Source organism: Ruegeria sp. YKSD163, from assembly GCF_059612905.1.
The window spans coordinates 37,389-49,675 of sequence record NZ_JBXWRM010000009.1 but is presented as its reverse complement, the minus strand read 5'-3'; the positions used below and the strand labels follow the sequence as shown (position 1 = coordinate 49,675).

The following is a 12,287-nucleotide window of genomic DNA, read 5'->3' as shown; positions in this document are numbered from 1 at the left end:
CGATAGGTCCGCGCCTGAGAGCCGGACGCTACAAGTACTCCAAGCAAGGATATTCAATATCAAACCACAAGGAGAACCAAGATGACCCCAGATGTGTTCATTTTTCACGACAACGACTCTTCGGATGGTGAGAGAGTGCGCGGCATCACAATCTCAACGGCACATGTCGAATATGCACATGCAGCAAATATCGAGATCTCATCTGGTGGAACTTTGTACTACGACAACTCGGGTCAACATGCGCCTAGTTTCGGCGAATTTTATGTCTTGATTGAAATTGAACAAGACAACGCACCGGTGCCGCCCGAAGATTTGATATGGACCATAGATATGCTTCCGGGCTTCTCGAGCCCACCGACGGATACAACACCGACATTTTTGGATTTTCTTTTCTGAAGGATTGTAGTCTTTCGCGTTCTGTCTCGGAACAGTAAGTTCCCCCCAATTTAGTATTGGGGGAAATATGAACGCAATCACGCCCATGATGGCCCAATACCTCGAAATCAAAGAGGGCCATGCCGACGCCCTGCTGTTCTACCGGATGGGCGATTTCTACGAGATGTTCTTTGACGACGCGGTGGCCGCGGCCGAGGCGCTGGATATCGCGCTGACCAAGCGCGGCAAGCACGAGGGCGAGGATATCCCGATGTGCGGCGTCCCGGTCCACGCCGCCGAGGGCTATCTGCTGACCCTGATCCGCAAGGGATTCCGCGTCGCTGTCTGCGAACAGATGGAGAGCCCCGCTGAGGCGAAGAAGCGCGGCTCGAAATCCGTGGTGCGGCGCGATGTAGTGCGACTGGTTACTCCTGGCACCCTGACCGAGGACGCATTGCTGGAGGCGCGCCGCCACAATTTCCTGGTCGCCTATGCCGAGTTACGCAGTGGCGCGGCGCTGGCCTGGGCTGATATCTCGACCGGCGATCTCCACGTGATGCCGATAATCCGCGCCCGACTCGGCCCGGAGCTTGCGCGGCTGGCCCCCTCTGAGCTGCTGGTTGTCGATGAACCGATATTCCAGCAATTGCGCTCACTGGCAGACGATCACCGCATTCCGTTGACCCCGCTGGGCAAGGCCAGTTTCGACAGCATGGCCGCCGAAAAGCGCCTGTGCGAGCTCTACAAGGTCGGCTCACTCGACGGGTTCGGTACATTTGGGCGCGCCGAACTCTCGGCCATGGGTGCGCTGATCGACTATCTGGAGATCACCCAGAAAGGCAAACTGCCACTGCTGCAACCTCCGGTGCAAGAGGCCGAGGACCGGGTGATGCAGATCGACGCCGCCACACGTCGCAATCTCGAACTGACCCGTTCCCTGTCCGGCGAACGCGGCGGATCGCTCTTGTCGGTGATCGACCGCACCGTCACTCCGGGTGGCGCCCGCCTGCTGGAACAGCGCATCGCCAGCCCGTCGCGCAACCTCGATGTGATCCACGCCCGGCTTTCGGCGCTGGACTTCTGCATCGACCAATCAACCCTGGCCGCAGAACTGCGCGCGGCCCTGCGCAAGACGCCTGATCTGGACCGCGCCCTGTCGCGGCTGGCGCTGGACCGGGGCGGGCCGCGCGACCTTGCCGCGATCCGCAACGGGCTGGGCCAGGCCGAGGCGATTGCCGCCCTCTGCGACGGGCTCGATCTGCCAGAACTCATTGCCAATGCCCGCACCGATCTGAACGGGTTCGACGACCTGCTTGGCCTGCTCGACACTGCATTGGTGGCCGAGCCGCCGTTGCTGGCCCGCGATGGCGGCTTCATCGCGCCGGGCTATGACAGCGAATTGGACGACGCGCGCGAGTTGCGTGACAAGGGCCGTGGCGTCATCGCCGGGATGCAGCAGAAATATGCCGAACATACCGGTATCGCCGCGCTGAAGATCAAGCATAACAACGTGCTGGGTTATTTCATCGAAACCACCGCCACCCACGCGGCCAAGATGCTGAACCCACCCCTGAGCGAGACCTATATCCATCGACAGACCACTGCCAACCAGGTGCGCTTCACAACGGTCGAGCTGAGTGAACTGGAAACCCGCATCCTGAACGCGGGGAACCACGCGCTCGAGATCGAAAAGCGGCTCTATTCCAGTCTTTCTGGCGCGATTTTGGATCAGGCGGCCCGCCTCAATGTCGCCGCACGCGGCCTGGCCGAGCTTGATCTGGCCACCGCGTTGGCCGATCTGGCGCGCGCCGAGAACTGGTGCAGACCCAGCGTCGACACCTCACGCGCCTTCGCCATCGAGGGCGGACGGCACACGGTGGTGGAACACGCCTTGCGCCGACAGGGCGGCGAGCCGTTCGTGGCCAACGACTGCGACCTCACCGCCGACAAGGGCGCCGCGATCCGCCTGCTGACCGGCCCCAACATGGCCGGTAAATCGACCTATCTGCGGCAGAATGCGCTGATTGCTCTGCTGGCACAGATGGGCAGCTATGTACCCGCTGACAGAGCCCATATCGGGGTGGTCAGCCAGCTCTTCAGCCGCGTCGGCGCCTCGGACGATCTGGCGCGGGGTCGCTCGACCTTCATGGTCGAGATGGTGGAAACCGCCGCCATCCTGAACCAGGCGGACGACCGAGCGCTGGTGATCCTCGACGAGATCGGCCGTGGCACCGCCACCTATGACGGTCTTTCCATCGCTTGGGCCACGCTGGAACACCTGCATGCGGCCAATCGCTGCCGCGCTCTGTTCGCCACCCATTACCACGAACTCACCGCGCTGGCCGGTACGCTGGATGGTGTCGAGAACCTGACCGTCGCGGTCAAGGAGTGGGAGGGCGAGGTGATTTTCCTGCACGAGGTGCGCAAGGGCGCCGCCGACCGCTCTTATGGTGTGCAAGTTGCCCAGCTGGCGGGCCTGCCGCCGTCGGTGGTCGCGCGCGCGCGCGTGGTTCTTGACCAGTTGGAGAAATCCGAACGCGAAGGCGGCAAGCAAAAGGCGCTGATCGACGATCTACCGTTGTTCTCGGCCGCGCGGCCACCCCCGCCGCCCGCGCCGAAAACCTCGCCCGCCGACGCGATGCTCAAGGACATTCACCCCGACGAGTTGACTCCTCGCCAGGCGTTGGACGTGCTCTACAAACTGAAAGAGGCGGCCCGATCCTGACCGCCCCTTTATTCCGCTGAAAGTACTCCCGCCGGAGGCTTGGCTTCGCCCGGCGAAGCCAAATCAGCTTGCGGGCATCGACGACACACCGACCTGCGCCGGACGCAGCAGACGGTCGTGCAGCATGAAGCCCTCGGCGGAAACCTGAATGATATCACCCGCCTTGGTTCCCGGCACCGGTGCCTCGAACATTGCTTCGTGCATCTGCGGGTCAAACTTGTCGCCCACCTGCGGCGACAGCACCTGAATGCCATGCTTGCCGAACACATCCAGCAGCGCCCGCATCGTCAGTTCGATTCCCTCGATCAGTGCACCCGACACCTGGCGCTGTTCGTCGGTCATGGAGTCCAGCGCGCGCTTCATGTTGTCATAGACCGGCAACATGTCGCGGGCCAGTTTCGACCCGCCATATTGCTCGGCCTCGCGCCGGGCCCGCTCGCCCCGCTTGCGTACGTTCTCGGCGTCTGCCAATGCGCGCATGAACTTGTCCTTGAACGCGTCCCGCTCGGCCCGCAGCGTATCCAGCTCTGCCGCCTCTTCGCTGATCTCGGCCATTTCCTCGGCCAGTTCTTCGGCCTCGGCGGTTGCGATATCGTCCAGAAACTCTTCGTTGTTCGGCTTTGCCATCTTTCTACCTCTAACTCCGATCGGAAATCAGACGTCCGACCAGCTGTGCCGTGTAATCCACGATCGGAACGATGCGACCATAGTTCAGGCGCGTCGGGCCGATCACCCCCACCGCTCCGATTATCTTTCGATCCGCGTTCATATAAGGAGACACCACCAAAGAGGAACCCGAAAGTGAGAAAAGTTTGTTCTCCGAACCAATAAAAATGCGCACACCTTCGCCGTCCTCAGTCAGTTGCAGGAACTCGGCGATATCGCGCTTGCGCTCCAGATCGTCGAACAGCACCCGAATACGCTCCAGCTCCTGTTCCTGGCCAGTACCCTCTAACAGATTCGCGCGCCCGCGCACGATCAGCCGGGCAGCATCCTCGCCCTCGCGGTCCCAAACCGCCAAGCCACTTTCGACCATCTGACGCGCCAGCTGGTCGATTTCCTGCTGGCGAACGCCGATCTCGGTCTGCATCAGGCGGCGCACTTCGCTCAGGGTCTTGCCCTCGATCAACGCGTTCAGGAAATTGGCCGCCTCGCGCATTGAACTGGGGGTCTGCCCCGGCGGCGGTGCAAACAGGCGGTTTTCCACATGGCCATCCGAAAACACCAACACCACCAACGCCCGGTCCTGCGCCAGCGAGACAAACTCGATATGACGGATCTCGGCCTCGTGCTTGGGCGTCAGAACCAGCGAGGCGCCTTGAGTAACCCGGCTGAGCGTGGCGCTGATCCGGTCCAGTGTTCCGCCCACATCGCCCGCATTTGTGCCCAACGTCGCGTCCAGCTTGGCGCGATCATCCAGGCTCAGATCCGCGACCTCGAGCAACCCGTCGACAAACATTCTCAGCCCCATCTGGGTCGGGACCCGCCCCGCACTCACATGGGGACTGTCGAGCAGGCCCAGGTATTCGAGATCCTGCATCACGTTGCGAACGGTTGCGGCGCTGACTTTTTCACTCAGGGTGCGGGTCAGGGTGCGGCTGCCGACCGGCTCGCCACTGTCCAGATAGGACTCGACGATCAGGCGAAACACCTCGCGCGAGCGGTCGTTCAGATCGTCCAGTATTTTGCGCGCATCGCTCATGGCATCTCAAGCCGTGGTTCTGGGGGGAGTACTGATCTTTATCTGGACCCGACCTAGCGGCTGAGCTTGGCGCAAAGATCGTCCAACTGATCCAGATTCTCATAGGTCAGGACCACTTGACCGGTTTCGGTTCCCGCCTTGTGGTTGATCGTCACCTTCATCGCCAGGATCGCCGACAGATCCTTTTCCAGCGCGCGGGTATCGGCGTCCTTGTCGCTTCCGGCCGATTTCGGGCGCGCCGTCGCTGTGGGCTTCTCGCCTTCCGACTGCTTCTTGACCAAGGCTTCGGTCGCGCGCACCGACAGCCCGTCACGCACCACGATCTTGGCCAGTTCCGACGGATTATCGCTGGTAATCAGGGCTCGGGCATGTCCGGCTGACAGCTTTCCTTCGACCACCATCTGCTGAACGTCATCCGGCAAGGACAGCAGGCGTAGAAGGTTCGCGATATGACTGCGGCTTTTGCCCAGGGCTTCGGCCAGCTTTTCCTGCGTATGGCCAAACTTTTCCATCAACTGCCGATAGCCCGCGGCCTCTTCTACCGAGTTCAGGTCGGCGCGCTGGATATTCTCGATGATCGCGATTTCCAGAACTTCGGTATCGTCCAGATCGCGCACCAGCACCGGAACTTGATGCAGTTGCGCCAGTTGCGCGGCCCGCCAGCGCCGTTCGCCCGCAACAATCTCGTACATATCTCCGTCTACCGGCCGCACGATCAGCGGCTGCAAAATACCCTTTTCTTTGACCGAGGCTGCAAGCTCTTGCAGCGCCTCTTCGGCAAAGGTGCGGCGCGGCTGGTTAGGGTTTGCGCGCAACTTTTCGATAGGCACGGTACGATCAGGGCGACGCGCGGACTCACCACTGGTCGCTTCTGGCGCCTGCGTCACATCGGCCATCAAAGCGGACAGTCCGCGTCCCAGTCCCCGAGGCTTGTTCGAAACCATGTGTCGCTCCTCTCTACCGCGTTCAGGCGGCGATCTTTTTATGTTTCTTCATCAATTCGGCAGCCAGGTCACGATAAGCCAACGCGCCCAGAGAGTTCGGATCATAGCTAAGCACGGGCATTGCAAAAGATGGCGCCTCGCTGACTCGCACATTGCGCGGTATCTTGGTCTCGAACACCAGATCACCCAGATTGTCGCGCGCATCCTTTTCGACCTGCTGCGACAGGTTGTTGCGGCGGTCGTACATGGTCAGCACGATACCCTCGATCCGCAGATTGGGGTTCGCCGCCTGACGCACCTCGCGGATGGTCAGCATCAGTTGCGACAACCCCTCCAGCGCAAAGAATTCACTCTGCAACGGTACCAATACGGAATGCGCGGCGACCATTGCATTGACCGTCAACAGGTTCAGCGACGGCGGGCAATCGATCAGGATATAGTCCCACAAGTAGGCATCCATTGCTGTCTGACGCAGTGCATCATGAAGCAGGAAGCTTCGTTTCTCGTTCGAGATCAATTCAATATCCGCCGAGCTGAGATCGACTGTCGCCGGAACGATCGCAAGTCCTTCGATGTTGGTTTCTTGGATAACGGAATTCAGTGGCGCATCATCCACCAGCAACTCATAGGTCGTCAGGTCACGTTCATCCACGCCCAACCCGGTCGATGCATTCCCTTGTGGATCGAGGTCGACCACAAGAACGCGCTGGCCCGCTTCGACCAGCGCTGCAGCAAGGTTGATGGCTGTTGTCGTCTTTCCCACACCGCCTTTCTGGTTGGCGACCGCTATGATCCGGGGTCCGACTGGACGGGAAAGATCAGACACGCGTGACTCCTGTTATCTTCAAAAGAACGGCCTGGGGCTCGGTTAAACTAGTAACCGCGTCATAGGAGAAATTCCATTGCTTCGCGGCCTCTTGCATCTCTTTTTTCCAGTTGGCGCCCTTGGGGAACAGCGCAGTTCCGCCGGATTTCAGGTGCCTCTCGGCAAAACCCAGCAACCCTGTCAGATCGGTCAGAGCACGGGCAGAAAGGATATCTGCGTTAAGGGGATCCAATACTTCGATACGCTGTGAGATTACTTGGCAGTTCACACCGCACTCTCTGGCAGCACTGCGAAGAAACGCGGACTTTCTCTGGTCGCTTTCTACGCAGATAAATCGTGTATCCGGCATCTCCTCGGCCCCGAGAATTGCGCAGATCATGCCGGGAAATCCCCCACCGCTTCCCAGATCAACCCAAAGCCCACCAACTGGTGCATTGCGAAACACCTGGATTGAATCGATGATATGGCGCGTCCAGAGGTCATCCAGGCTGCGTTTGGAAACCAGATTGATGCGCGGATTCCACTTTTTCACCAGCTCGGCAAAGATCGACAGCCGGTCGAATGTTTCACGTGAAACATTCAAGCTTTCCGCGTTGTGGGTTGTCATGCGGTGCGTACCTTGTCGATCTTTCGCAGATGGGCCAGGATCAAAGCAAGCGCCGCTGGCGTCATCCCCTCAACCCGCCCCGCCTGAGCGATATTCTCAGGACGTGCCGAAGTTAGTTTTTGCTTTAACTCATTCGACAGCCCATCAAGTACCAGAAAGTCGAAATCTGCGGGAATCACGAGCGCCTCGTCTCGCTTCATTGCTTGGACATCGCGCTCTTGCCGGGCGATATAGTTCGCGTAGAGCGCGTCGCGCTCAACCTGAGACCGTGTCTCTTCATCAATATCAGCAAGTTCGGGTATCAAAGATGTAAGCTCCGCGAAACCGACATCAGGAAAAGCAAGCACCGCAAGGCCGTTTCGCCGATTCCCATCCTGGCTGATAGTGATGCCAGCCTCAGCGATTTCCTTGGGGGTAAAGCTACTCTCCTGGAGAATTGCAGTGACCTTGGCGAGCTTCTCGGACTTCAGTGCAAAAGCCTTGCGCCGAAGCTCTCCGACACAACCAACGTCAATTCCTATTGGGGTCAGCCGTTGATCGGCGTTATCCGCCCGCAATGACAACCGAAATTCGGCCCGAGAAGTGAACATGCGGTAAGGTTCAGCCACACCGCGAGTTGTAAGGTCGTCAATCATCACGCCGATATAGCTATTCGCTCGGCTGAAAGGGACTGGATCACGGCCGAGAATCATCGTTGCCGCATTCAACCCGGCCACCAAACCCTGAGCGGCAGCCTCTTCGTAACCGGTTGTCCCATTTATTTGACCAGCCAGATACAGGCCAGGCACATCAGGTAGCGAAAGCTGAGAAGTCAAAGCACGAGGATCAACATAGTCGTATTCGATCGCATAGCCTGGTTGAAGAATTTCGACATTCTCCAGACCGCGAATTGAGCGGACGTAACTCTCTTGAACATCCTCCGGCAGAGATGTCGAGATACCGTTCGGATAGACCGTGTGATCCTCCAACCCTTCGGGTTCCAAGAATATCTGATGCGATTCCTTCTCGGAGAAGCGTACAATTTTGTCCTCGATCGATGGGCAGTACCTGGGACCGACCCCCTCAATATGACCCCCGTACATCGCGGAACGGTTCAAGTTATCGCGGATGATGTCGTGGGTTCGGGAATTGGTATGCGTAATTCCGCAAGCGATCTGGCGGGCGAAAACACCTTTGGAGAGAAAGGAGAACAACACAGGCTCCTCGTCTCCATCCTGTCTTTCCAATATCGACCAGTCGATCGAACGACCATCAAGGCGTGGCGGTGTCCCTGTCTTGAGTCGCCCCATTCGCAGATCAAAACCAGCGAGGCGCTCGGCCAAGGGCACCGAAGGTCGATCTCCCATTCGCCCACCGGGTCGTGAGACATCCCCGATGTGAATGATCCCTCGCAAGAATGTTCCCGAGGTCAGAATCACAGCTTTTGACGAAATCTCTGATCCATCTGCCAGGACAACACCAGCGACGCGATTTCCCAGCATCCGAAAGTCGGTTACCTCACCCTCAATAAGGGTCAAACAGGAACGATTGCGTGTCTCCTCTTGCATCGCGAGGCGATAAAGCTTGCGGTCAGCTTGCGCCCGTGGCCCTTGAACTGCGGGTCCCTTGCGACGGTTCAACAGTCGAAACTGGATCCCCGCCTTGTCCGCCACGCGCCCCATAACGCCATCCAACGCATCGATCTCGCGCACGAGATGACCCTTGCCTAGTCCACCAATGGCGGGATTACAGGACATCACGCCGATATCACGTTCGGACAAGGAAACCAGTGCCGTCCGCATTCCCATGCGCGCGGCGGCATGCGCTGCTTCGGCACCGGCATGCCCGGCTCCGATTACCAAGACATCAAAATCCGAATGTTTCACGTGAAACACTCCTTATTTACCAAGGCAGAAGGACGCAAAGATTTCGTCCAACAAGGTTTCCACACCTATGCGTCCGACCAACGACTCCAACGCACGAATAGCTGTTCGCAGCTCTTCTGCGGCAATATCATACAGGTCCGGACCTGATTCCAGAACAGCACCAGTGCGCTCCAAAGCATCCAATGCCGATTTCATCGCAACGCGGTGACGTTCACGGGTGGCTATCCCAGCACTCGCAGAGCGGGTCTTGAGTACTGTCGATATTTGTTGGACCAGTTGATCCACCCCCTGCCCCGTAACACCCGACACCGCGTTTTCCGCGGTCGGCCTCTGATCGGCTTTCGGCAAGACGTGCAAATCGCCGGGCCGCCGCGTCACGCCCATAGCGGCGATATCCTCGGTCAAGAATACGCGCAGGTCGGCCCGATCTGCACGACGGCGAGCCAAGGCGATGCCCATCCCTTCGACCAGATCGCCGGTTTCGCGCAGACCCGCTGTATCGAGCAGAGTGACCGGCAAACCACTCAAGTCCATCCGAACCTCGATCACGTCGCGGGTGGTGCCCGCCACTTCTGACGTGAGCGCCGCCTCTCGACCCGCCAACATGTTCAACAAGGTAGACTTTCCAGCATTCGGCGGACCGATGATCGCAACTTCGAAACCCGTACGAATACGCTCGGCTATGCGAACCCCGGCAATCTCTCGTTCGAGATCCGAACGCACCTTTGTCAACAGTTCCCGCACCTCGGGGCTGACGTCTGTTGGTACCTCTTCATCGGCAAAGTCAATCACCGCTTCCAACAGGGCTGCGGCGCGAATCAGCTTTGCGCGCCAACTCTCTGCCAGCTGACCCAAGGCTCCTGACAAGATCGCCTGTGCCTGTTTGCGCTGCGCCTCGGTTTCAGCATCAATAAGATCGGCAAGCCCTTCGACCTGCGGCAAGGTCATCTTGCCGTTTTCCAGTGCACGCCGGGTGAATTCTCCAGGCTCAGCCAAGCGCAAACCGTCCAGGTCACCAAGGCATCGCAAGACAGCTTCCGTTGTTGCAAGGCTACCGTGGATTTGGAATTCGACAACATCCTCGCCAGTGAAACTGGCAGGCGCCGCAAAGGTCAACACAACACCAGCATCCAAAGGCACGCCACGGGTGTCCCTCAACTGTCGCACAGACAAACCGCGCGCCGGCAGATCAGATCCTGCAAGAAGGTTGGCCGCTTGAAAGGCACGCGGACCGGACAGGCGGATGACTGCAACACCCGCCTTGCCCTGCGCCGTGGCCAAGGCAAAAATCGTGTCCATATCCTTGCCCTCGCGCTGCTGGGATACCGGATCAGGTATTCATCGAATCGAAGAATTCGCCGTTTGTCTTGGTCTGTTTCAGCTTAGACAGCAGGAACTCGATCGCATCGGTTGTGCCCATAGGATTGAGGATCCGTCGCAGGACAAAAGTCTTTTGCAGATCACTCTTGTCAACCAACAGATCCTCTTTCCGGGTGCCGGATTTCAGGATGTCGATAGCCGGGAATACCCGCTTGTCGGCGATTTTCCGATCCAGCACGAGTTCGGAGTTACCGGTACCCTTGAACTCTTCAAAGATTACTTCGTCCATCCGGCTGCCGGTATCGATCAGCGCGGTGGCGATGATGGTCAACGATCCACCCTCTTCGATATTCCTGGCCGCACCAAAGAACCGCTTGGGCCGCTGCAACGCATTAGCATCCACACCACCGGTCAAGACCTTCCCCGAGGACGGCACCACAGTATTGAAGGCCCTACCAAGTCTTGTTATAGAGTCAAGAAGGATAACAACATCTCGTTTATGTTCGACCAGACGCTTGGCCTTTTCGATCACCATTTCCGACACCGCCACGTGACGCGCGGCCGGTTCGTCAAAGGTCGAAGACACCACCTCCCCCTTGACCGAACGCTGCATGTCGGTGACTTCTTCGGGGCGTTCGTCGATCAGCAGAACGATCAGATAGCACTCCGGATGGTTCTTCTCGATCGAGTGGGCGATGTTTTGCAGGATCACGGTCTTACCTGTCCGCGGCGGCGCCACGATCAGCGAACGCTGCCCCTTGCCGATCGGCGCGACCAGGTCGATCACCCGGGCCGAGCGGTCCTTGATGGTCGGATCCTCAATCTCCATCTTCAGCCGCTCATCCGGGTAAAGCGGCGTCAGGTTGTCGAACGCGATCTTGTGCCGCGCCTTTTCGGGATCTTCGAAATTGATCTTGGTGACATTGGTCAGTGCAAAATAGCGCTCGTTGTCGTCAGGCGCCTTGATCTCACCCTCGACCGTGTCACCGGTACGCAAGGAATACTGGCGGATCATGTCGGGCGAGACATAGATGTCATCGGGACCCGGCAGATAGTTCGCCTCGGGAGAGCGCAGGAACCCAAAGCCGTCCTGTAGCACCTCAAGCACGCCATCGCCGCCGATGGTCCATCCCTCATCCGCGCGCTCGCGCAGAATCTGGAACATCATCTCGCCCTTGCGCATGGTCGAGGCGTTTTCGATCTCCAGTTCCTCGGCCATGGACAGCAGGTCCTTGGGGCTCTTTGCCTTGAGATCGGCAAGATTCAGGGATTCGATCGTCATCGTATACGGACCCTCTGCCGCCCTGTGGCGGCGCTAGAACGGAATATGTGAACAGGAGACACGGATGCCCGGACGGGCGCGTTGACCCCTAGATAAGCGCGCTGGCAGGCAGAGTCAAAGGGGGATCAGAATTTCACGATCACCGACAGCACGATCACCACCATCAGCAGTGTCGGCACCTCGTTCATCATCCGGTACTGGCGCCCGGTCAATCGGTTTTGCCCTGACAGGAACGCGCGACGGCGCGCGTTGAGCCATCCGTGGAACCAGGTCATCGCAATGACGGACGCACCCTTGGTCCAGGGCCAGACCTCGCCCCAGTCGACGATTCCGGGCGTCAGAACCATGATCAGACCACAGACCCAGGACACGATCATCGCCGGGCGCATGATCACGCGGATCAGCTTCTCTTCCATCTCGTGGAAGATCGCCGGTGCCTCCTGCACCTTCTCAGCCTTTTCGACGTGATAGACAAAGAGCCGGGGCAGATAGAACAGACCGGCCATCCAGCTGATCACGGCCATGATGTGTAGGGATTTGACCCATGGGTACAAGGTGAACAGCAGGTCGGTCATCATGTCTCTCTTCGGGGTCTTGGCCTCGTATCTAATAATAAAAAAGAAAAGAAGAAAGATTGATGG

The 12,287-nt window shown here is 58.8% G+C and carries 11 protein-coding genes; 2 read left to right on the top strand and 9 right to left on the bottom strand.

The window, feature by feature from the left end; translation table 11 throughout:
* Window positions 1–81 precede the first annotated feature (81 nt).
* Window positions 82–396, top strand: a complete 315-nt coding sequence (locus AC2FNA_RS13205) for a hypothetical protein (RefSeq protein WP_496827219.1) — start codon at window positions 82–84, stop codon at window positions 394–396.
* A 67-nt stretch (window positions 397–463) separates the two neighbouring features.
* Window positions 464–3,100, top strand: a complete 2,637-nt coding sequence (gene mutS / locus AC2FNA_RS13200) for a DNA mismatch repair protein MutS (RefSeq protein ID WP_496827217.1) — start codon at window positions 464–466, stop codon at window positions 3,098–3,100.
* Window positions 3,101–3,163: 63 nt separating this feature from the next.
* On the opposite strand, the gene AC2FNA_RS13195 is transcribed toward mutS, so the two are convergent.
* The 9 genes from AC2FNA_RS13195 to AC2FNA_RS13155 form a co-directional block, all read right to left on the bottom strand.
* On the bottom strand, window positions 3,164–3,727 hold the full coding sequence (locus tag AC2FNA_RS13195; RefSeq protein ID WP_496827215.1) for a nucleotide exchange factor GrpE: 564 nt from the start codon (window positions 3,725–3,727) through the stop codon (window positions 3,164–3,166).
* Between the two features lie 10 nt (window positions 3,728–3,737).
* Window positions 3,738–4,802 carry a heat-inducible transcriptional repressor HrcA gene (gene hrcA / locus AC2FNA_RS13190; RefSeq protein WP_496827213.1) on the bottom strand — a complete coding sequence of 355 codons (1,065 nt, stop codon included), beginning with the start codon at window positions 4,800–4,802 and terminating at the stop codon, window positions 3,738–3,740.
* 53 nt (window positions 4,803–4,855) lie between these two features.
* Window positions 4,856–5,746 (bottom strand): ParB/RepB/Spo0J family partition protein, encoded by an 891-nt coding sequence (locus tag AC2FNA_RS13185; protein ID WP_496827211.1) that lies wholly within the window; start codon window positions 5,744–5,746, stop codon window positions 4,856–4,858.
* Between the two features lie 22 nt (window positions 5,747–5,768).
* Window positions 5,769–6,572 carry a ParA family protein gene (locus AC2FNA_RS13180; RefSeq protein ID WP_496827209.1) on the bottom strand — a complete coding sequence of 268 codons (804 nt, stop codon included), beginning with the start codon at window positions 6,570–6,572 and terminating at the stop codon, window positions 5,769–5,771.
* Window positions 6,565–7,179 (bottom strand): 16S rRNA (guanine(527)-N(7))-methyltransferase RsmG, encoded by a 615-nt coding sequence (rsmG, locus tag AC2FNA_RS13175; protein ID WP_234145349.1) that lies wholly within the window; start codon window positions 7,177–7,179, stop codon window positions 6,565–6,567. Before rsmG ends, AC2FNA_RS13180 begins: the two co-directional genes overlap by 8 nt.
* The gene (mnmG, locus tag AC2FNA_RS13170) at window positions 7,176–9,044 is read right to left on the bottom strand and encodes a tRNA uridine-5-carboxymethylaminomethyl(34) synthesis enzyme MnmG (protein ID WP_496827207.1); all 1,869 of its coding nucleotides are present in this window, start codon (window positions 9,042–9,044) and stop codon (window positions 7,176–7,178) included. Before mnmG ends, rsmG begins: the two co-directional genes overlap by 4 nt.
* 12 nt (window positions 9,045–9,056) lie before the next feature.
* Window positions 9,057–10,343, bottom strand: coding sequence for a tRNA uridine-5-carboxymethylaminomethyl(34) synthesis GTPase MnmE (gene mnmE / locus AC2FNA_RS13165; RefSeq protein WP_496827205.1), 1,287 nt, complete (start codon window positions 10,341–10,343; stop codon window positions 9,057–9,059).
* A 31-nt stretch (window positions 10,344–10,374) separates the two neighbouring features.
* The gene (rho, locus tag AC2FNA_RS13160) at window positions 10,375–11,646 is read right to left on the bottom strand and encodes a transcription termination factor Rho (RefSeq protein WP_496827203.1); all 1,272 of its coding nucleotides are present in this window, start codon (window positions 11,644–11,646) and stop codon (window positions 10,375–10,377) included.
* 125 nt (window positions 11,647–11,771) lie between these two features.
* On the bottom strand, window positions 11,772–12,221 hold the full coding sequence (locus AC2FNA_RS13155; RefSeq protein WP_496827201.1) for a CopD family protein: 450 nt from the start codon (window positions 12,219–12,221) through the stop codon (window positions 11,772–11,774).
* Window positions 12,222–12,287: the final 66 nt, after the last annotated feature.

Bases quoted from the DNA above. Each gene is read 5' to 3' on its own strand.
- AC2FNA_RS13205 (WP_496827219.1), top strand. From the start codon at position 82: ATGACCCCAGATGTGTTCATTTTTCACGACAACGACTCTTCGGATGGT.
- mnmE (WP_496827205.1), bottom strand. From the start codon at position 10,343: ATGGACACGATTTTTGCCTTGGCCACGGCGCAGGGCAAGGCGGGTGTT.
- AC2FNA_RS13155 (WP_496827201.1), bottom strand. From the start codon at position 12,221: ATGACCGACCTGCTGTTCACCTTGTACCCATGGGTCAAATCCCTACAC.
- mutS (WP_496827217.1), top strand. From the start codon at position 464: ATGAACGCAATCACGCCCATGATGGCCCAATACCTCGAAATCAAAGAG.
- AC2FNA_RS13195 (WP_496827215.1), bottom strand. From the start codon at position 3,727: ATGGCAAAGCCGAACAACGAAGAGTTTCTGGACGATATCGCAACCGCC.
- hrcA (WP_496827213.1), bottom strand. From the start codon at position 4,802: ATGAGCGATGCGCGCAAAATACTGGACGATCTGAACGACCGCTCGCGC.
- rsmG (WP_234145349.1), bottom strand. From the start codon at position 7,179: ATGACAACCCACAACGCGGAAAGCTTGAATGTTTCACGTGAAACATTC.
- AC2FNA_RS13185 (WP_496827211.1), bottom strand. From the start codon at position 5,746: ATGGTTTCGAACAAGCCTCGGGGACTGGGACGCGGACTGTCCGCTTTG.
- rho (WP_496827203.1), bottom strand. From the start codon at position 11,646: ATGACGATCGAATCCCTGAATCTTGCCGATCTCAAGGCAAAGAGCCCC.